This is a genomic window from Salinibacter ruber DSM 13855, from assembly GCF_000013045.1.
GTDB lineage: Bacteria > Bacteroidota > Rhodothermia > Rhodothermales > Salinibacteraceae > Salinibacter > Salinibacter ruber.
The window spans coordinates 3,296,896-3,315,163 of record NC_007677.1; the positions used below are offsets into that span (position 1 = coordinate 3,296,896).

The following is an 18,268-nucleotide window of genomic DNA, read 5'->3' on the forward strand; positions in this document are numbered from 1 at the left end:
TGACGTGTGGCCCACTGAGAGACCTCGGCGTTGGGCGGTGGCGGCCGTGTGGACTCGAAATGGCCATTCGGGAGCCCCCGCATGCGCATGCACGGCCCGGGCGCTTCGGCGTCCTCATTCAGCCGGGCTTGCCTCTGCGAAGAACGTCGACGCGGGGCCGCCGGAATCGCAACGGAATGTGCCTGGTGCTCAGAGACGCCCCCGGAGGGGTGGGCTCCGTTTTCGCTTTGCGCTCTAGTCCCTATGTTACGGGTCCACCAACCTGCCGCACCTGCGCTCCTCGTCCCATGCGCCGCCTCTCGCCGTTTCCCCTTTTGCTCTGTGCCCTTCTCCTCGCCGCCCCGCCGGCGCTCGCCCAAAACGGCGACGGCGGGGGCGACCGCCTCACGGGGCCGGACTTCGCCCGCAGTCCGGTGACAGCCCCGCACGGCATGGCCGCCACCAGCCAGCCCCTTGCCTCCCAGATCGCGGTCGATATCTTGAAGCAGGGGGGCAGCGCCGTCGACGCGGCCATCGCCGCCAACGCGGCGCTCGGCCTTATGGAGCCGACCGGCAACGGGCTCGGGGGCGACCTCTTCGCCATCGTCTACGATCCAGAGACGGACTCGACGTACGGCCTCAACGCCAGCGGGCGCTCGCCGCAGGGCCTCTCCTACGACGAGATGCAGCAGGCACTGGGCGACCGCGACCAGATTCCGCTGCTCGGCCACCTGCCGGTGAGCGTGCCCGGCACCGCCAGTGGGTGGGGCAAGCTGCACGAGCGGTTTGGGGCGCTGCCCCTCCGCGAAGACCTGGCCCCCGCCATCGAGTACGCCCGGGACGGCTTTCCGCTCTCACAGGTGATCGCCTACTACTGGCAGGGCAACGTGGAGAGCTTCCGCGAGAACAGCGACATGCTGCCGGACAGCGAGAACTGGAAGGAGACCTATCTCATTGAGGGGGACGACGGCCAGATGCGGGCGCCGGAGGAGGGCGAGGTCTTCCGCAATCCGGACCTCGCCAGTACGCTGGAGACGATCGCCGAGAACGGCACGGAGGCCTTCTACCAGGGGGAGATCGCCCAGACCATTGCCGACTACGCCGAGCGCACCGGCGGCTACCTGCGCATGGAGGACCTGCGTCAGCACGAGGCCAACTGGGTCGACCCGGTGTCGGTCGACTACCGGGGCGTGGAGGTCTTCGAACTGCCGCCCAACGGCCAGGGCATCGCCGCGCTGCAGATGCTACAGATCCTGAAGGGCTACGACGTGGCGAGCATGGGCCACAACTCCACCGACTACCTCCACGTGCAGGCGGAGGCCAAGAAGCTTGCCTTTGAGGACCGGGCCCGCTTCTACGCCGACCCCGCCTTCGCCGACGTGCCGGTGCAGCAGCTCATCTCCGAGGAGTACGGCGCGCAGCGGCGGCAGCAGATCGAGATGGACGAGGTGCTGTCCGCCCCGGACGCCGGGACTCCCCGCTCGGTGACGACCTCCGGCCTGGACCCGGCCATGCGCGAGCGCCTCAACAACGGCGACACGATCTACCTGACGGTCGCGGATTCGAGCGGCATGATGGTTTCGCTCATTCAGAGCAACTACGCCGGGATGGGCAGCGGCCTCGTGCCCGACGGCCTCGGCTTCATGCTCCAGGACCGCGGCGCCCTCTTCACGATGGAGCAGGGCCACCCCAACGTCTACGAGCCGGGCAAGCGCCCCTTCCACACCATCATCCCGGCCTTCGCCACGAAGGACGGCGAGCCGTTCCTGAGCTTCGGCGTCATGGGCGGCGGGATGCAGCCGCAGGGCCACGTGCAGGTGCTCAGCAACATCGTCGACTTTGGCCTCAACGTGCAGGCGGCCGGCGACGCGGCGCGCTACCGCCACTACGGCAGCAGCTCGCCGACGGGGGAGGACATGGACGGGCGCGGGACGCTCCGCGTGGAGAGCGGCGTGTCGGAGGACGTGGTGAACGCGCTCCGGGGCCGGGGGCACAGCGTGAGCGTGGGGGCGGGCGGCTACGGGGGCTACCAGGCGATCCGCTGGGACCCGGAGGAGGAGGTCTACTGGGGCGGCACGGAGATGCGGAAGGACGGCTACGTGGTCGGGTACTAGCCACGCAGGGCCTACTGAGGAGCACGGGCGTGCCCTGCGTCCCGCTGCCTCCTCGTCCCTTCTTTCTCGTCCCGGGGCCGTTCATCGGCCAAGGGGCGGGGCCTCCTCGGCCGAGGACGGAGCCGATTCGGGAACCGCCTCCGCGGCTTCGAGTCGACGAAGAAGTTGCCAGCGCGCCCCGGTCCCGACCATCAGAAGCACTACGATCACCGTGTACGACACGGCGGTCAGCTCCTCTACGTCCTCCTGCGGCAGGGCGGGCGGGCGCACCGTCAGCAGCCACTCCGCCAGCACGTTGCCCTCCACGACCAGCAGCGTCCCCAAGGCCAGAAGAAGCACGGCACGGAGGAGAAGGCCCCACCAGAGATAGCCGCGCAGAATGGGCGCGGCGTGCTTCGTGTCGTGGACGCGGCCAAGGAGCCGATCAAGCATAGGTGGGTATGGCGTTCGCCACAAACGGTGGGGCTCGTGCGGTGGGGCCGACGGGGTTGAGGCGCCTCGGCCTGCAGGTGGGCCTAGCCTTCCGAGGCGTCGCCTTCTATCTCACGCGGGTCCGTCGCCATTCGGGCGGCCACCCCCACAGCCCCCGCGTGAGGCCCCGTGCGCGCCGTTACGCGGAGCGTGTCTCCGTCGACCTCAACGTGCCACCGCTCGGCGTCCTCGTCGGCGGCCCCCTCGTCCTTGAGGACGATCGTGTCCCCGTCGACCCCAAGAATGGGGTGGGACGCGACATGCGGCTCGGGGCCTGTACCGTGCTTTACGACATCCCAAGTGTGGGGCGTGGCGGCGTAGTACGTGGGCACGGCCGGCGCCGCCCCGTCCCAGCGGCGCACCCGCCAGAAGCCCGCCCAGTCGGGACGCGCATCGCCGGGAGCGGCCCGGCCTGAGGAGGAAGCGGACGTGTCGGGGTCTGCATCAGCCATCGCGAACGAGGGAATGAGGGGGAAATCTGTTTTCCATACGGCCCACCGGGCCCAACAGATTCTTGCCGATCCCGTCGTCACTGCGTCCCTTCCGCCGCGCGCGGCCGGAGCACGAACTCGATGTCCCGCGAGACGGTCGCCCCTGTGACCTCGTCGGTCACGCGCACCGTGACCCGCACGTCCTGCGGCTCGTCCCGCTGAATCTCGGACAGGTCAAGAAGGATCGCCTCCGTCGTGCGGCGGTCGGTGCCCGCCATCGTCATCTCGGTGCTGGTGCGCTGGGTGTCGGTCCCGCGGAAGAGCTTCGTCCAGCCGCGTTTCGTCTCCCCCTTCGCCTCGTAGGCGATCGAGTACCGGGTTCGGTCGTCGGCGCCGTAGGCGAGGTGGTACAGCTCGAAGGAGAGCAGGAGGGGGGTATCGCCCGTGAGGGTGCGGAACGGGTACGGCGTGGCCTGCTCGGCGGGACGGGCGAGGGATTGCGCACTCGTATCGGGCAGCGTGAGCACCTTCACGTCACTCATTTCGACCCCCGGGCCCTCGGCACGGAGCGGCTCCAGCGAGTCGACACGGGCGGTGGCCACCCGTCGCTTCGGCCCCATCCGTTTCCCCTCGGACGGCGAGTCGGACGCCCACAGCTGGTACTGTCCCCACTGCAGGCCGAGGTGGTAGCGGCCCGTCGCCCCCTCCAGGGTGAGGGGCGAGGGCACAATCATCCGTGTGTCCGTGCCCGTCTGCACCTCCACCGGATACCGACCGCGCGTCCGCTGCAGCAGCCGGTGCTCGTCGTCGTACTGCGCCGCCGAGACGGCGATCAGGGACGACGCGGGGGCGCCGGCCTCGCCCAGCCGCAGCCGATCGGCCGGCACGCCCCAGTAGACCTCCGTCCGGGTCGTGCCGTCCGGATCGAGGAACCGCGCCGTCCGCACCGATACGGGCAGCCGCGCGGTCTCATCGAGCAGGGCGGTGTGCTGACGAGGCATCGCCTCCTCGCGCCGCTCCACGGCCTCCCGGTCTTCGCGCTCGGCCCGCGTCACCATGCGGGAGACGAACCGGGTCGGGTAGTCGTAGCCCATCGACGGATTCGAGAAGACCCGCCGGGTCTGCCCGACGCCCGCTCCCACTTTCGTCGACCGCTGGCCGGCCGAGCCGGACCCGCCGCCGGAGCGCTCGGCCGCCCTCGCGGCCGTCGCCTGCATCTCTTGCCAGCTCGCGTAGTTGGCGATCTTCGAGTATCGCGTGCTGAAGTTGATATGGAACAGGGCCAGCTCCCGGTAGATGGCCCGCATGGCCATGAGGGCCGAGTAGGCAATATTGAGCCCCCGCTCCGTGTCTGCGCGCTGCCGGGTCAGGTACCGCGGCATGAGCTCGTTGGCCTTCGCCTGCCGGAAGCAATCCGACGTGCTTTCTTCGGCGAACAGGTAGAAGCCGGACTCGTCGATGTGGGTATACAGCCAGATCTCGCTCTTCGGGAAGCTGGACGGAGGAACGTTCACCCCGAAGCGGTAGACCTCTTTGAAGAACTCGCCGTCCTCGTAGTTGAGGGATCGCTGCTTGTAGGGGCTTCCAAGCCGGAGGTGCACGAGCCCCCGATCGTCGATCGCGCTGACCCGCTCGGCACATGCGAAGTTCTGACGCACCCGAACGAGGCGGGTGAGGTGTTCCTCCAGGCGCTCGTTCGCGTCGGTAGCCGGAAGGGGATCGAGCCCGCGCCACCACTCCACGAGGGCCGCCCCGGCGTCGGGTTCGAAGGTCCATTCCGCAGGGGCCGTGGAGCGGTCCTGCTGAATGACGCGGGCCAGTGCGGAGTCGGCCATGAGGGGGGCCATCTGCGCCACCCGCCGGCGCGAGAGGGACCGCATGGCCTCCGACGTGTCGGTGCCGACCCGGCCGAGAAGGGACCGGTAGACGTCCACCGCGTAGAGCCGCTCGCCCCGAAGCTGCTCGGGGGTGAGCCTGCGCAGGTACGCATCGGCGAGACGGGCGTCGAACCGCCCAACGTTCCAGAGCGTCCGGAGCCCTGTGCGCCACGCCGACCGCGCCTTCTCCGGCTGGTCGGCCTGCTGATAGGCCCTGCCCAACCAGTACGCGGCGGCGCCATGGGCCGGGGAGACAAGCGCGGAATCAGCGTCCAGTGCCGACCGCAGGAGGGCGGCTGCGTCCGCGGGCCGCCCCTCACGGAGCAGCTCGACCCCCGCCTCGACCTGGGACGCGCCGGAGGGCCCCTGGACGTCGGGAATGTCAAGTTGGGCCTGTGCGGAGGAAGGGGCCGTGCACAGGCACAGAAGCATTCCCCCGAGCAGGCCAAACAAGAGGTGCGTCACACGAACGGACGCGGCACCAAGGAGTCGGCGTCGGGGGGAACGGGAGGAACCACGCATGGCACTGTATGCATTGCGCCGGGCCGGATGCAGCGACCGGCATCCACAGTCTACAAGGATTAAGTAAGATGTTCACTGAACCTTTGTCGTTCCCGCTGTTCGCGTTGCCTGCCCGTAGCCGTTACAATTGTGTAGAGGAGGAATCCGTCGGGGACGGGCGGCGTGTGTTGTCGCCCAGCACAACATGTCCACTGGTGTTTGCCCTCGTGCCCTCCTTTGCGACACGCCTCCGGTCTACGACGCGCATCGAGCGCTGGTCGCTCGTCAACGCCGTTGCCGTGCTTCTCGCGGCCGTGGGCACCGTGTGGCTCCGGGCCCTCGATCCAATTCTGATCGTGGGCGTGGCGATGCTCGGGGGACTTGTGGGCCTCGAACGGGCCCGGTGGACCCCCCACGGCACATTCGGCGTGGCCAATGGCGTGACCGCGCTTCGGGTGGGCCTACTGGGCCTGCTCGCCCCCGCAGCGTCCGTCGGCCCGTGGCCCCTCGTCGTGCTGAGCCTCCTCTTTTTGGGCCTTGACGGCCTCGACGGATGGCTGGCCCGTCGGTATCATCTCTCCTCGTCGTTCGGGGCGTTCTTCGACAAAGAGACCGACGCCCTCTTTCTGCTTCTGCTCTGTGGCCTCGCGGCGTTCCGGGGCGTCCTCCCGCTCTGGATTGTGGGCGCCGGCCTGCTGCGCTACGGGTTCGTGGTGGTGCTCTTTCTCCTTCCGACGCCCCGGAAGACTGAATCCCGTTCGTCACTCGCCCGGTACGTGTTCGGGACCATGGCCGGGGCGCTCCTCGCGTCGTTCCTTTTGCCCCCGGGCCTGTCACGCCCGCTCGTGGCCGTGGCCACGGCGGCCTTGCTCGTGTCGTTCGGGCGGTCGCTCTGGGGGATCGTTGCTCCGCAGTGGGTGTTGAGGGAATCCTGATCGGAGAGGGCGGGCACGCCGATTCGAGTTCGCCGTTCTCCTCCGGAGTGATCACGCCATGTCGACTCGCTGGCACACCTCGGTCTCCGCCCCCGGCCGGGTCTGGGGCTCGTTCGTCGGGGCGTGGGGCCTGCTCACACTGCTTCCGTTCCTTCCAGCCCTCGCGACGCCGCGCCCCCGAAGTCCGTACTTTCCCCTCTGCGTGGAGGTCCTGGTGCTCGGGACGGCCGTCGTCTACACCCATCGCACGCGGTGGGCCCGCACGGCCCGCCTCGGGGCGGGGCTCGGGCTCGGCCTGCTGCTGCTCTACGAAGTGTACGACGCGACGGTGTACGTCGCCACGCGCCGCAGCGGCATCCTCTACGAGGACCTGCAGTACGTGGACAACCTGAGCTACTTCGTGCTCGACCTCTGGTCGTGGCGCGTGGGCGTCCTCGCCGTCCTGGCGCTCGCCGGGATTGGGGGGGTGGGGGGGCTCGTGGCGTGGGGCCTCCGGACGGTGGGCCGGACGGGGCGATATGGGGGCTGCCGGGCGGCCCTGCTGGCCGTGCACCTCGCGGCCTGGCCCCTTGTCGCCGTGGTGGGGCCGGCCCTGGAGCTCGGCCCTGTGAACATGACGTACCAGTCGTCCGGCGAGCGGACCCGAGTGCGCACGACGACCACCCGCGCCGTGGCCAACGCCCGGGCCTCGCTGCGCCTCCGAACGATGCTCGACTCGATGCGGACGGCCCCGGTCGATTCGGCCTACGCGGCCTACGACACACTTGACCTCGACCGGCGCCCGTCCATTTACCTCCTCATGGTGGAGTCGTACGGATCGACCCTCAACGCGCACCCGTCGCTTCGCGCCCCGTACCGCGCCCTCATGCGGCGCACCGACTCGGTCTTTGCCGCAAACGGCTGGCACCGAGCCACCGCCCGGAGCGACATTCCCGTGCGGGGCGGGCGGTCGTGGCTGTCCATCGCCTCCCTTTTGACCGGCACACGGGTGGGCCACCAGCTGCTCTTCAACCAGTTCCAGGCCGCCTCGGACGATTCGACCCGCAAGGTCCCTCATCTCGTCCGCTTTCTCGACGGGCAGGGCTACCGCACCGTGGCCCTCCAGCCCTTTACCTTCGAGCGTCCCGGGCTCCCCGTTCGCAACCTCTACGACTTCGACGTTCCCACCTACCGGGACGACCTCAACTACCGGGGCCCCTCCTACGGCCTCGCGGACGCCCCCGACCAGTACAGCCTCCACCACACCCACGAGACGCACCTGGCCCCGTCCCCCGATCCGTTTTTCCTGTTCTTCGAAACCGTCGACTCGCACTCGCTCTGGAACTACGGCCTGCCGCCCTACCTCGACGACTGGACCCGGTTCAACGAGCAAACGGAGGCCACCCGCTCGCCCCACCCCAACGCGGAGTCGTTTCCCCCGGTCTTTCTACCGGACTCCATCACCGCTCCCACCATCTACGACCAGCCCACGCCGCTGCGCTACCTCCGCCACGTGGCCCACGAGCTGCGCGTCCTTCGCGAGTACCTGGTCGAGAAGGCCCCGCCCGGCAGCCTCGTACTCCTGCTCGGCGACCACCAGCCGCCCCTGATCGACTCGGCGGACCGCACCGTTCCCCTCCACGTGCTGAGCACCGACTCGACACTGGTCGCGCACGCCCGCCGGCATGGATTTACGGAGGGCCTCCTCCCCACCCCCGAAAGCCCAACGCTTCGCCAGGAGGGCCTGTACTCGTTTCTCGTCCGCCTGCTGGCCGCCCACGACCGGGGCACCGCGCCGGCGGACATGACCGCCCTCCCGCCGCTGCGGCCCCGTGGGGTGCCGCCGTCCCTCCTGGTGCCGTAGCTGCGCCTCAGGGAGCCGCTCCGACGGCCCGCGTCCGCAGGGTGGCGAGGGCCGTCCGGAACTGGGCCGCCGCCTCCGTCCACGTCGGAAAGTCGCGACTGCGGCGCCACGCCGCCTGTCCCCGGTGCGCCCGCGCCATCGGGTCGGTGAGAAGCGACCGCAGCGCGGCCCGGAGCGGCTGCGGGCCGTCCGGCGGCACGAGGGCGCCCACCGGTGCGTCCCCGGCGTTTTCCGGCATGCCCCCCACGCGACGCCCCACCACCGGCAGGCCGCGGGCCATCGCCTCGCGGGTCGACAGGCTGCACGTCTCGAAGCGGGACGGGAGCACGAACAGGTCCGCCCGGTCGTACCGCGTGCGGAGCGCCTCGGGCGCGATCGGCCCGGTCCACGTAACCCGGTCGGCGAGCCCCGTCGCCCGGAGCCGCCGGAAGAGGCCTGCGGCATACGCCGGATCGAGCGTGGCGTCCCCGACCAGCGTCCACGTCCACGGCCGGTCTCGTAGGGCACGGAGCACGTCCACGAACGACTGGAGGCCCTTTTCGGGAAGCAGGTTGGCCACCGTGAGCATTCGCGGCCTGCCGCGCCCCGGCCGGTCGGGCAGGGCCCCGCGGTACCGCTCGCCAAGGCCCGGCCGGACGACCCGGACCCGCTCTGCGGGGGGCCCCTCCCCCACGAGGGCCTGCTTCACGTACCGGCTCGTCGTCACAGCCCCGTCCACCACGTCCAGGGTCGCACGCTCATCCGCAACGCCGTCCGAGTCCGGCGCGTGGGGGTCGATGCAGCGCAGGTAGTGCACGAGCAGAATCAGGGGCGTCGCCGCGGTGCGCTCCCGAACGGCCCGCAGCGCGTCCGGATGGCGCGCCAGGAGGCTGTCCACCACGATGAGGCTCGCGTCTGGCCGGTTCAGCTCCGGGGCCGGACGAGTGTCCGGGGCCCACGTCTGTACCCGAACGGACGTCTCGGGCCGGAGGCCCGCCACCATCCGCCGGTTGAACACGTTGCCGCCGGTCTGCAGGTCGTGAATGTCGGGAACGAGGAAGACGATCGGTCCGTCCCCCGGCTCGTTCGTCATAGGGCTCATGGCAGTCGGGACTCGCGGTTGGGCAGTGCGGGCGGAGACAACTCCCGTCGTTGCTCTCCGTTGGAGAGACACCCCATCACGACACGTTCGTTCTTCTCATTGCCATCTGCTCCTCCATGGCCGGACACACGCGCAAGTGGGCAAAGGTAAAACGCAAGAAGCAAAAGGACGACCGGCGCAAGTCGAAGGTGTGGGCCCGGCTGTCGCAAGAGATTGAGAAGGCCGCCCGGGAGGGCGGCGGCGACCCGGACGCCAACGTGGCCCTCTCGCAGGCCCTAGAGCGGGCCCGGGAGGAGGACATGGCGAAGGACACGATTGAGCGGGCCATCAAGCGGGGCACGGGGGAGCTGGAGGAGGAGGGCCGCGAGAAGGTGACCTACGAAGGCTACGCCCCCCACGGGGTGGCCGTCTTCGTGGAGGGGGAGACGGAGAACATCAATCGTACCGTGAAAGACCTCCGCAACCTGTTCTCCGACCACGGCGGCAACCTGGGCAAGGACGGTTCCGTCGCGTACCTGTTCGAGCAAAAGGGGCGCTTCGAGATTGCCGCCGACGCCACGGACGAGATGACGCTCTTCGAGGTCGCCGTGGAGGCCGGTGCGGAGGAGGTCGACGAGACCGACGGAACGTACGTCGTCACGACCGGGCGGGACGCCTTCGCCGACGTGGGGGAGGCCCTCGACGAGGCCGGCCTCCCCGTGGAGGCGAACGCCCTCGTGCGCGCGCCGACGACGACCGTCGCGCTGGCCCCCGACGAGCGCGACGCGGTACGGGGCCTGATCGAGAAGATCAACGACCTCCGGGACGTGACGTCCGTCTACACCACCCTGGAGATCGACGGCACCCCGCTGGCGCTCGGCGTGGACGTGGCCTCCCCCGCTGGACATTGACCCCGGCGCGGGCGATCTTGGGGATCCGCCCTTCTTCCCTCCCACTGTGCAGACCGATGATTATTCTTGGCGTCGACCCCGGCTCCCGCGCCACCGGCTACGGCCTCGTCGACCCCTCCGGCGGCGACGAGCATCTCGTGGCCGCCGACACCATTCGCCTCGCGGACACCGACGACCACCCCACCCGCCTGAAGCAGATCTACGACGCGCTCGTCGACGTCATCGACGCGCACGGCCCCGACGAATTTGCGGTCGAGATGCCGGTGTACGGCCAAAATCCCCAGTCCATGCTGAAGCTGGGGCGGGCCCAGGCCGCCGCGATGATGGCGGCCCTCAACCGCGACCTGCCCGTGGCCCAGTACACCCCGAAGGAGGTCAAAAAGTCCGTGACGGGCAACGGCAACGCCTCCAAGAAGCAGGTCGGGTTTATGATCGAGTCGATCCTCTCCGCCAGGGAGCAGACCTTCGCGCACGACACCGCCGATGCCCTCGCCATTGCATTGTGCCACGGCAACCGCGACGCGCACGACGACGGCGACTCCTACACCGGATGGGCCAGCTTCGTCGACGCCAATCCCGACCGTGTGTCGGAGTAGTGGCGTCGGCGATGGGGGGGCACCGGCGGCCTTTCCTCTGCCCCGGTCCGCGGACGTCCTAACGGTATCCCTTTTCTTTGTCCCGCACCCGAACCACCTGCTCCACCTCCTCGGTGTCGAGTTGGCCGCCGCTCAGTTCGTGGGCAAGGTCGGCAATCCGCTCCACCTTCTTGGGGGCCTGCCGCCACTCCGGGTGGGCCTGGTCGATGAGACTAATGAGGATGCGGAGATACGGGTATCGATCCTCGCGCGAGTCCAGCTCGGCGACGGACTGTGCGAAGAGCTCAGCGTTTCGGCCCACCTGTCGGTCGACCATCGTCGAATCGTAGCGCATAGCGGGGCGCCTTCAAACCAAAGCCATTGAGGGGTCCTCCGTCCATTTGTGCCCCGATAGGACCCTTAGGACAGTTTTGCACAGGGCAACAGGATCCCCGTCAACGCGGTGCCGAGCCGAGAGTTGCCTCTCTCGTCGGCACACTCGTCTCGCCCCCCGGAGTCGTCTCGATGGTTTCACTTCTTTAACGGACGGCGAAACGTGCACCAGGGGGATCGGGCGAACCTGGTCTCACACGTTTCGTACGCTCTACCAGTGTTTACCAGGCCCCGCAGTACCATGAGCAACCGCTCCGACGAGTCTTCCACTCCATATCAGCTTGATCGTCTCCAAGAGGTGCCGGCCTTTCACCGGGACGCCCGCCGGGACGGCCGACTGTCCGAGGGGCAACTGGTCTACTACGGCCCGCAGCCTTCGTATTACGGCATCGGCGAGGTGAAGCGCATCAACGGCTCCGACATCGCGGTGGATTTCCGCGGCACTGGCCTCTTCAACGTCCACGAAGAAATTATCGAACAGCGCTACCTCATCGGCATTCCCCCGGAGAAAATGGCGGAGCTCTAGCCTCTCGCCTGGGGGCTTGGGGGGCGGGGGCCTCCACGGGGCAGCTCGTCGGCCCGCTCAACACGTCTTTCTCCCGTCCGGCGCCTCGTCAGTCTCGACGGTTTCTTTTTCCCCCTGTGCCCTCTTTCTTAACAGGAGGATCGCGTTCTGGCGTCTCTTAACCTTTCCTTCTTATGGCACACCTTGAGGTGTCCCGCGTGACGAAGCGCTACGGCAATACCGTGGCGGTCGACGATGTGTCGTTCTCGGCCGAGCCCGGCCGCATCCTCGGCCTCCTGGGGCCCAACGGGGCCGGCAAAACCTCGACGATCCGGATGATCACCTACATTGCCGTGCCCGACGCCGGCGCGGTCCGCTACGACGGGCGCACCGTCGGGCCCTGGAGCCAACAGCGGATGGGCTACCTGCCGGAGGAGTCGGGCCTCTACAAGCGCCTCGGGGTGAAGGAGCAGCTTGTCTATCTCGGCACGCTCAAGGGCCTCTCGCGGGCCACGGCCGCCGACCGGGCCGACTACTGGCTCGACCGCTTCGACGCCACCGACTGGGCCGACATGACGACGGAGGAGTTGTCGAAGGGCATGCAGCAGAAAATCCAGTTCATTGCGACACTGCTGCACGACCCGTCCCTCCTCATTTTCGACGAGCCCTTCAGCGGCCTCGACCCCATCAACGCCGACCTCCTGCGCGACATCATCCTGGAGCTGCGCCGCGACGACCGCACGATCCTGTTTGCCTCCCACCGCATGGAGCAGGTGGAGCAGCTCTGCGACGACATCTGCCTGATGGCCGAGGGGGACGTGGTGCTCCAGGGCCCGCTCCGCGACGTGAAGGCGCAGTTTGGGCAGAACACGCTCGTTCTCGAGTTCGACGGCGACGACGCCTTCATCGACGAGCTCGTGACGGCCGGACAGGTGCGCGTCAACACCCGCAGTGCCCACCGCGCCGAACTGACCCTGGCCGACGGCACCGACGCCCGGCAGGTGCTCAACCGCGCGCTCGACCGCACCGACGAGCTCTACCGCTACGAGCGCGTGGCCCCGCCGCTGAATGAGATCTTCGTCGAGGTGGTGGGGGAGGCCGAGGCCCAGCGCATGCGCGAAGAGGCCGCCGCGGGCGCTGCCTAACCGCCGCCGCTCCGGGTCGCTCTCGTGTCTCTCCAATCCAGCCCACGGACCCCGAATGTCATTCCACAAGATTTGGCTCATTCTGCGTAGTGAGTTTTGGCGCCGCGTTCGGTCGAAGGCGTTCGTGCTCGCGACGCTCCTGGTGCCGTTCGGGGCCGTCCTTCTGTTCGCGGCGCCCGCCCTGTTCGGGTACCTCGCCGACCAGACCGACGAGCAGACCGTCGCCGTCGTGGACGAGACCGGCCGGCTTGCCGACTCGCTCACGGCCACGGGCGGGGAGGGCCTCACCTTCCGCCCCGTCGAGGCCCCAACCGACTCGGTGCGGCGGGCCGTGCGGGACGGCCGGTACGACGGGTACCTGCGGCTGCCCGCGTCGCTGCTGGACGGCACGGGAGAGGCCACCTACTACTCGGTGGAGGGCGGAGGGCTTACCCTCCGGTCGGATCTCGACGCGCGGGTCAACCGGGTGGTGCGGCGGCACCGCCTCGCGACGGCCGGCGCCTCCGCGGACGTGCTGTCCATCGTGGACTCGGACGTGGGGCTCGCCACGCGCAAGTTGAGCGAAGAGGAAGGCACCACGGACGACTCCACCCTCGCCTACACCGCCATCGGCTACGTGATGGCGTTCGCCATTTATTTTGCCGTCTTCTTCTACGGCCAGTACGTGATGCAGGGGGTCATCGAAGAAAAGAGCAGCCGGGTCGTCGAGGTCATCGTCTCGTCGGTCCGTCCGTTCGAGCTGCTGATGGGCAAGGTGCTCGGCATCGGGGCGATGGGACTGACCCAGATGGTAACGTGGGCCGCGCTCGCCACGGGCGGCATGGCGGCCATCGGGCCCGTGCTGGCCCTCTTCTTCGCCCCGTCCGACCTGGGGGCCTCTCCGGGGGCCTCCCCGGACGCGATGCGGGAGGCGGCCGGCATCTCCGTCCCCACCATTCCCCTCGATCTCGTCGTCTGGTTTATCCTGTTCTTCGTCGGCGGCTTTCTTCTGTACGCCTCCCTCTTCGCCGCCGTGGGCTCGGCCGTCGAGCAGCAGCAGGACGCGCAGAACCTGCTGCTGCCCGTCATGACGCCGCTCATCCTGCCCATTCTCTTCCTCATTTTCGTGATCGAGAGCCCGAACGCGACGGTGTCGATCGTCACGTCCATCATTCCGTTTTTCTCCCCCATCCTCATGGTGCTGCGCCTTGCCATTACTTCCGTTCCGCTGTGGGAGGTCGCCACGGCGTTCGTCCTGCTGGTGGGCACCTTCGTCGGGATGATCTGGGTCGCCGGGCGCATCTACCGGGTCGGCATTCTCTCGTACGGCAAGACCCCGGGGCTGCGCGAGATCGCGCGGTGGGCAACGTATCGGTAGCATCCGTGACACGTGATCCGTAAAGATAGCCCCCATTGAGGTCCCCCAGGGCACGCTTCACGCATTACTCCCCACGCATCCCGCACTCGCTTTTCATCCGGGATTTGTGGGGTTTTCGGCCCCCGAACGCCGATCATGGGCGTTCGCACCGATCTTTTCGCGGGATCGTGCATTTTAGAGACGTTCCCCTTAAAGGAACGAGCGCCCGCTCTCCGGAGCCCCTTCGGAACGCCGGGCGGCCCGCCCTCGCTCTCGCCCTCTCAGCGCACCCTTTTGTCGCTTATGGACACCACACTCTCGAAGGCCTCTCCGGTCGAGTACGAATTGGACCTCCACGCCACGGCCGACGAGCTGGAACCCAAGCTCAAGGAGGCCCTGAACGCCCAGCGCAAGAACATGGACGTGCAGGGCTTCCGCAAGGGGAAGGTGCCCCTCGGCCTCGTCAAAAAGATGCACGGCGAGGCGATCGGCTACCGCGTGGCCGAGCAGTTTGTCCAGGAGGCCTTCGAAGAAGAGGTCGAGGAGACCGACGCAATCGAGCCGCTCGGCCAGCCGACGCTGGTGGACCTCGACTACGAGCTGGACGCGGACCTGCAGGCCACCCTTCGGTTCGGCGTCCGGCCCGGGGTGGAGCTGGAGGATCTCTCGTCGGTCGAGATTACAATGCTCGACCCCGAGATTACCGAGGAGGACGTGGAGGACGAAATCGAGCGCCTCCGGAAGGAGGAGGCCGACCTGCTGCCCCTCGAAGAGGAGGCCGCCGAGGACACCGACTACGTCAACATCGACCTCCAGCGCATCGACCCGGACACGGACACCCCCATCATCGGGGACAAGGACGAGGACCTCACCTTCTTCCTCGACGACGATCGCCTGAAGGAGGAGCTCCGAGAGGCCCTTGTGGGACAGAAGGCGGGGGACACGTTCCGCGTGGAGCTGCCCCAAGAGCATCCGGCCCACGAGCATGCGGGGCACGGGCACCCACACGAGCACGAGGGAGACGGTGAGGACCGCCTCTACGAGGTGACGGTCAACGACGTGAAGCGCCGCGACCTGCCGCCGCTCGACGAGGAGTTTGTGCGCCGCGTCACGGAGGGGGAGCTCGACGACCTGGAGGCCTTCCGCAACGACATTCGCGAGCGGCTACAGGAGGCCTGGAACGAACGAGCCCGTGAAATGGCGCAGGGCGAGGTGATCGACAAGATGCTGGAGCTCCACCCCGTCCCCGTGCCCGAGTCGGTCATTGAGGGCTACCTCGACTCGTTCGTCAAGCAGGTGGAGGAGGAAAACGACGGCGAACTGCCCGAGGACTTCGACGAGGAGCACTTCCGCCAGCGCAACCGCCGCGACGCCGAGGACCAGGGCCGCTGGATGCTCATCCGGGATCAGATTGTGGAGGAGCAGGACCTGGAGGTCTCCAACGAGGAGATCCAGACGTTCTTCGCCGAGCAGTCCGGGGGCGAGGAGCAGGTAACCGCTCAGCAGATCGAGCAGTTCTACCAGACCATGCCGCAGATGATGGAGAAGGTGGAGCAGCAGATTCTGAGCGACAAGGTGTACGACTTCCTGTTCGACCGCCTCGACGTGGAGTCCAAGAGCCGCGAGGAGTTTGAGGAGGAGATGCAACAACAGCAGCAACAGCAGGCGCAGCGGCAGCGCATGGCGCCGTAACTGTACTTTTCCCGTCCCGTGATGCCCGTGAGGGGGAACCACCGCCCCGAAATTCGGGTTCGAGACGGTCCGTTTTTGAGCCTTTCAGGAACGCCTACCGACTCCATGGTTGATGACTTTGTCAAGTTCAGCAGAGGCCTGACCTCGCTCCCCGGCGGCATCTACGACGGGGACCTGGGCGATCAGCCCATGTCGGGGCTCGTGCCCATGGTCGTGGAGCAGACGACCCGGGGCGAGCGGGCCTACGACATCTTTAGTCGCCTGCTGAAGGAGCGCATTGTCTTCATCGGCACGCCGATCAACGACCAGATTGCCAACCTGACGGTTGCGCAGCTTCTCTACCTGGCGAGCGAGAGCTCCGAAAAGCCCATCAACCTCTACATCAACTCGCCGGGCGGCGTGATCTACAGCGGCCTCGGCGTCTACGACACGATGCAGTACATCGGCGCGCCGGTGTCGACCATCTGTGTGGGCCTGGCGGCGTCGATGGGCTCGGTGCTGCTCGCCGCCGGCGAGGACGACAGTCGCGCGTGCCTCCCCAACTCCCGCGTCATGATCCACCAGCCGATGGGCGGGGCCGAGGGCCAGGCCTCCGATATCGAGATTCAGGCGGAGGAGATCATGTGGCTCAAGGAGCGCCTCTACGAGATTCTGGCCCTCCACACCGGCCAGGACATCGACCAGATTGAGGCGGATGCCGACCGCAACTACTGGATGAGCGCGGAGGAGGCCGAGGAGTACGGCCTCGTGGACAACGTTCTGAACCCCGACAACCTGGAGGGCCTAAAGTCCATCCAGCCCAACGGGGAGGCCGCGGACGATTCGGAGGACGACGCGTAGGTCGGCGCCCCCCCTTTCTGCGTTGCACGTCACGGCGACGGTCCCGGCTGGGATCGTCGCCTTTTTCGTTGTGCTGGGCCCTTGCCGGGTGTTGGGCCCTTGCCGGGCCCCAACAAAAAAGAGGCGCTGGCCTGGGGGGAGGGAGGAGGAAGGCCAGCGCCTCAAAAAGACGTCGTGATGTACCGCGTACGGGATTCGAACCCGTGCTACCGGCGTGAGAGGCCGGCGTCCTAGACCCCTAGACGAACGCGGCGAATTGCGTCTATAATCCAAATGGACGTATCTGACAACTCGCCCCAGGTTTCGCGTTCACGGAAATTCAACCCCACGGGGACGCGTTCGCTTCGTGACGTCGTCCCAGTGCGCCTCTCGTCCTGCACGCGTCGGGCGGCACGTTTGCCCGGCGTTTCGAGAAACATGTCCGTGCGGGGGGACGTGCATCCACCGGTTGTTGGCAGCACGCGCCCCGATCCCCAACTCCCCGATCCATTCTGGGGCCCCTGCCCGTCAATCCGCACTGTCCTTCTCTTCGTACTCACCCGACCGACCGCCTCGTGCCCATGCGTTCCCCAACCCTTTCGCGCCTTCTCCCAGTCGTTGCGCTTCCCGCCCTCCTCTTGCTGGTCGGGTGCGGGGGGGAAAGCGGAACCAGTTCCGAGACCGCGGACGTGCCCTACCAGGTGGGCAGTCCCGTGTCCGACTCCACTGTGGCCCTCGTCGTGTCGTCCGAATACGGCGCCGACACCCTCTCGGCCCAGCGCTACCAGCAGCAGGTGCGGATGTCGATGAAGCGCCAGGCCCCCAGTCAGCAGTCTGAGGACCAGATGCAGGAGACGCACCGCCAGCTCATTCGCGGCTTTGCGCGTCAGCATGCCCTTCGGGGAGAAGCCAAGGCCCAGAACCTTGAAGTCGACCCCACGCAGGTGAACGCACGCCTCGAGAAGCTCAAGCAGCGGTACGAGAGTGAGGAACAGTTCCAGAAGCAGTTGGCCCGCAACAACATGACGGTCGACTCGGTCCGCAGCCTGCTGGCCGACCAGTTTCGTCAACAGCAGCTGCAGCGACAGATGGCCGAGAACTACGAGGAGCCGTCCTCCGACGACGTCACGGCGTACAGCGAGAAGAATCGGCGCATCCGGGCCCAGCACATTCTGATTAAAGCAGGCGAGAACGCCCCGGAGTCAGAGGTCGACTCGGCCCGAAAGGCCGCGGCGGCCCTCGTAGACAGTGCAAAGATGGAAGACGTCGACTTTGCTGAACTCGCCCGCCGCCACAGCCAGGGCCCATCCGCCCAGAAGGGCGGCGACCTTGGCTTCTTTACCCGGGACCGGATGGTCGATAAGTTTGCCGAGGCGGCTTACGCCCTCTCCGACTCCGGCGACGTCGCCCCCGAGCCGGTACGTACGCGGTTTGGCTTCCACGTCATCCGGCTGACCAACGCCGGGGAACCGATGGATACGACCAAGGCGCGGAAGCAAATGACAAAGGAGCGCCGGCAGCAGGCCGTCGAGGATCAGATCAACGCGCTGCTGGAGGACGCGACCGTGCGGACCAACCCGGATATCGTCAGTGCCGGGCTGCGCGAGTAGGGGGCACGCACGGATGAAGGCCCCGGAGCAGAGGCCCCCGGAGGGCGAGGGCGCCCCCACGACCGGTCACG

Annotated in this window: 16 protein-coding genes and 1 tRNA gene; 11 read left to right on the forward strand and 6 right to left on the reverse strand. The window is 67.8% G+C overall.

The window, feature by feature from the left end; all coding sequences use genetic code 11:
• Positions 1–287: 287 nt before the first annotated feature.
• On the forward strand, positions 288–2,093 hold the full coding sequence (ggt, locus tag SRU_RS13945; protein ID WP_165443452.1) for a gamma-glutamyltransferase: 1,806 nt from the start codon (positions 288–290) through the stop codon (positions 2,091–2,093).
• A gap of 81 nt (positions 2,094–2,174) precedes the next feature.
• On the opposite strand, the gene SRU_RS13950 is transcribed toward ggt, so the two are convergent.
• The 3 genes from SRU_RS13950 to SRU_RS13960 form a co-directional block, all read right to left on the reverse strand.
• On the reverse strand, positions 2,175–2,525 hold the full coding sequence (locus SRU_RS13950) for a hypothetical protein (protein ID WP_011405373.1): 351 nt from the start codon (positions 2,523–2,525) through the stop codon (positions 2,175–2,177).
• Between the two features lie 83 nt (positions 2,526–2,608).
• The gene (locus SRU_RS13955) at positions 2,609–3,016 is read right to left on the reverse strand and encodes a hypothetical protein (RefSeq protein ID WP_231847197.1); all 408 of its coding nucleotides are present in this window, start codon (positions 3,014–3,016) and stop codon (positions 2,609–2,611) included.
• A 77-nt stretch (positions 3,017–3,093) separates the two neighbouring features.
• Positions 3,094–5,304 (reverse strand): tetratricopeptide repeat protein, encoded by a 2,211-nt coding sequence (locus tag SRU_RS13960; RefSeq protein WP_011405375.1) that lies wholly within the window; start codon positions 5,302–5,304, stop codon positions 3,094–3,096.
• Between the two features lie 284 nt (positions 5,305–5,588).
• On the opposite strand from SRU_RS13960, the gene SRU_RS13965 reads away from it, so the two are divergent.
• Complete coding sequence (locus tag SRU_RS13965; protein ID WP_162892339.1) at positions 5,589–6,308, forward strand: CDP-alcohol phosphatidyltransferase family protein; 720 nt, start codon at positions 5,589–5,591, stop codon at positions 6,306–6,308.
• Between the two features lie 58 nt (positions 6,309–6,366).
• A complete protein-coding gene (locus SRU_RS13970; protein ID WP_011405377.1) occupies positions 6,367–8,151 on the forward strand; it encodes a hypothetical protein in 1,785 nt (594 codons plus the stop codon).
• Positions 8,152–8,158: 7 nt separating this feature from the next.
• Here the strand turns inward: SRU_RS13970 and SRU_RS13975 are convergent, their stop codons facing one another.
• A complete protein-coding gene (locus SRU_RS13975) occupies positions 8,159–9,232 on the reverse strand; it encodes a glycosyltransferase family 4 protein (protein WP_011405378.1) in 1,074 nt (357 codons plus the stop codon).
• 116 nt (positions 9,233–9,348) lie between these two features.
• On the opposite strand from SRU_RS13975, the gene SRU_RS13980 reads away from it, so the two are divergent.
• Both SRU_RS13980 and ruvC read left to right on the forward strand, forming a co-directional pair.
• The gene (locus SRU_RS13980) at positions 9,349–10,122 is read left to right on the forward strand and encodes a YebC/PmpR family DNA-binding transcriptional regulator (protein WP_011405379.1); all 774 of its coding nucleotides are present in this window, start codon (positions 9,349–9,351) and stop codon (positions 10,120–10,122) included.
• A gap of 56 nt (positions 10,123–10,178) precedes the next feature.
• Positions 10,179–10,718: a crossover junction endodeoxyribonuclease RuvC gene (ruvC, locus tag SRU_RS13985; protein WP_011405380.1), complete on the forward strand. Its 540-nt coding sequence runs from the start codon at positions 10,179–10,181 to the stop codon at positions 10,716–10,718.
• A 58-nt stretch (positions 10,719–10,776) separates the two neighbouring features.
• Here ruvC and SRU_RS13990 read toward each other — a convergent pair whose 3' ends face one another.
• Positions 10,777–11,052 (reverse strand): hypothetical protein, encoded by a 276-nt coding sequence (locus SRU_RS13990; protein WP_011405381.1) that lies wholly within the window; start codon positions 11,050–11,052, stop codon positions 10,777–10,779.
• Positions 11,053–11,331: 279 nt separating this feature from the next.
• Between SRU_RS13990 and SRU_RS15595 the strand changes: the two genes are divergently transcribed.
• The 5 genes from SRU_RS15595 to SRU_RS14015 all read left to right on the forward strand — a co-directional run bounded on the left by SRU_RS15595 (position 11,332) and on the right by SRU_RS14015 (position 16,608).
• The gene (locus tag SRU_RS15595; RefSeq protein WP_043552738.1) at positions 11,332–11,616 is read left to right on the forward strand and encodes a hypothetical protein; all 285 of its coding nucleotides are present in this window, start codon (positions 11,332–11,334) and stop codon (positions 11,614–11,616) included.
• Between the two features lie 173 nt (positions 11,617–11,789).
• Entirely contained in the window at positions 11,790–12,740 is a 951-nt protein-coding gene (locus SRU_RS14000; RefSeq protein ID WP_011405383.1) for an ABC transporter ATP-binding protein, read from the forward strand.
• 55 nt (positions 12,741–12,795) lie between these two features.
• Positions 12,796–14,097 carry an ABC transporter permease gene (locus SRU_RS14005; RefSeq protein WP_112904943.1) on the forward strand — a complete coding sequence of 434 codons (1,302 nt, stop codon included), beginning with the start codon at positions 12,796–12,798 and terminating at the stop codon, positions 14,095–14,097.
• A gap of 282 nt (positions 14,098–14,379) precedes the next feature.
• Positions 14,380–15,768 carry a trigger factor gene (gene tig, locus SRU_RS14010; RefSeq protein ID WP_011405385.1) on the forward strand — a complete coding sequence of 463 codons (1,389 nt, stop codon included), beginning with the start codon at positions 14,380–14,382 and terminating at the stop codon, positions 15,766–15,768.
• A 105-nt stretch (positions 15,769–15,873) separates the two neighbouring features.
• Positions 15,874–16,608: an ATP-dependent Clp protease proteolytic subunit gene (locus SRU_RS14015; protein ID WP_043552742.1), complete on the forward strand. Its 735-nt coding sequence runs from the start codon at positions 15,874–15,876 to the stop codon at positions 16,606–16,608.
• A 180-nt stretch (positions 16,609–16,788) separates the two neighbouring features.
• Here SRU_RS14015 and SRU_RS14020 read toward each other — a convergent pair.
• Positions 16,789–16,861, reverse strand: a tRNA-Glu gene (locus SRU_RS14020).
• 307 nt (positions 16,862–17,168) lie between these two features.
• Here SRU_RS14020 and SRU_RS14025 point away from each other — a divergent pair.
• Positions 17,169–18,197 carry a peptidylprolyl isomerase gene (locus tag SRU_RS14025; protein ID WP_011405387.1) on the forward strand — a complete coding sequence of 343 codons (1,029 nt, stop codon included), beginning with the start codon at positions 17,169–17,171 and terminating at the stop codon, positions 18,195–18,197.
• Positions 18,198–18,268 lie beyond the last annotated feature (71 nt).

Coding starts and splice junctions, on each gene's coding strand:
- ggt (WP_165443452.1), top strand. CDS start 288: ATGCGCCGCCTCTCGCCGTTTCCCCTTTTGCTCTGTGCCCTTCTCCTC.
- SRU_RS13950 (WP_011405373.1), bottom strand. CDS start 2,525: ATGCTTGATCGGCTCCTTGGCCGCGTCCACGACACGAAGCACGCCGCG.
- SRU_RS13955 (WP_231847197.1), bottom strand. CDS start 3,016: ATGGCTGATGCAGACCCCGACACGTCCGCTTCCTCCTCAGGCCGGGCC.
- SRU_RS13960 (WP_011405375.1), bottom strand. CDS start 5,304: ATGCTTCTGTGCCTGTGCACGGCCCCTTCCTCCGCACAGGCCCAACTT.
- SRU_RS13970 (WP_011405377.1), top strand. CDS start 6,367: ATGTCGACTCGCTGGCACACCTCGGTCTCCGCCCCCGGCCGGGTCTGG.
- SRU_RS13975 (WP_011405378.1), bottom strand. CDS start 9,232: ATGAGCCCTATGACGAACGAGCCGGGGGACGGACCGATCGTCTTCCTC.
- SRU_RS13980 (WP_011405379.1), top strand. CDS start 9,349: ATGGCCGGACACACGCGCAAGTGGGCAAAGGTAAAACGCAAGAAGCAA.
- ruvC (WP_011405380.1), top strand. CDS start 10,179: ATGATTATTCTTGGCGTCGACCCCGGCTCCCGCGCCACCGGCTACGGC.
- SRU_RS13990 (WP_011405381.1), bottom strand. CDS start 11,052: ATGCGCTACGATTCGACGATGGTCGACCGACAGGTGGGCCGAAACGCT.
- SRU_RS15595 (WP_043552738.1), top strand. CDS start 11,332: ATGAGCAACCGCTCCGACGAGTCTTCCACTCCATATCAGCTTGATCGT.
- SRU_RS14000 (WP_011405383.1), top strand. CDS start 11,790: ATGGCACACCTTGAGGTGTCCCGCGTGACGAAGCGCTACGGCAATACC.
- SRU_RS14005 (WP_112904943.1), top strand. CDS start 12,796: ATGTCATTCCACAAGATTTGGCTCATTCTGCGTAGTGAGTTTTGGCGC.
- tig (WP_011405385.1), top strand. CDS start 14,380: ATGGACACCACACTCTCGAAGGCCTCTCCGGTCGAGTACGAATTGGAC.
- SRU_RS14015 (WP_043552742.1), top strand. CDS start 15,874: ATGGTTGATGACTTTGTCAAGTTCAGCAGAGGCCTGACCTCGCTCCCC.
- SRU_RS14025 (WP_011405387.1), top strand. CDS start 17,169: ATGCGTTCCCCAACCCTTTCGCGCCTTCTCCCAGTCGTTGCGCTTCCC.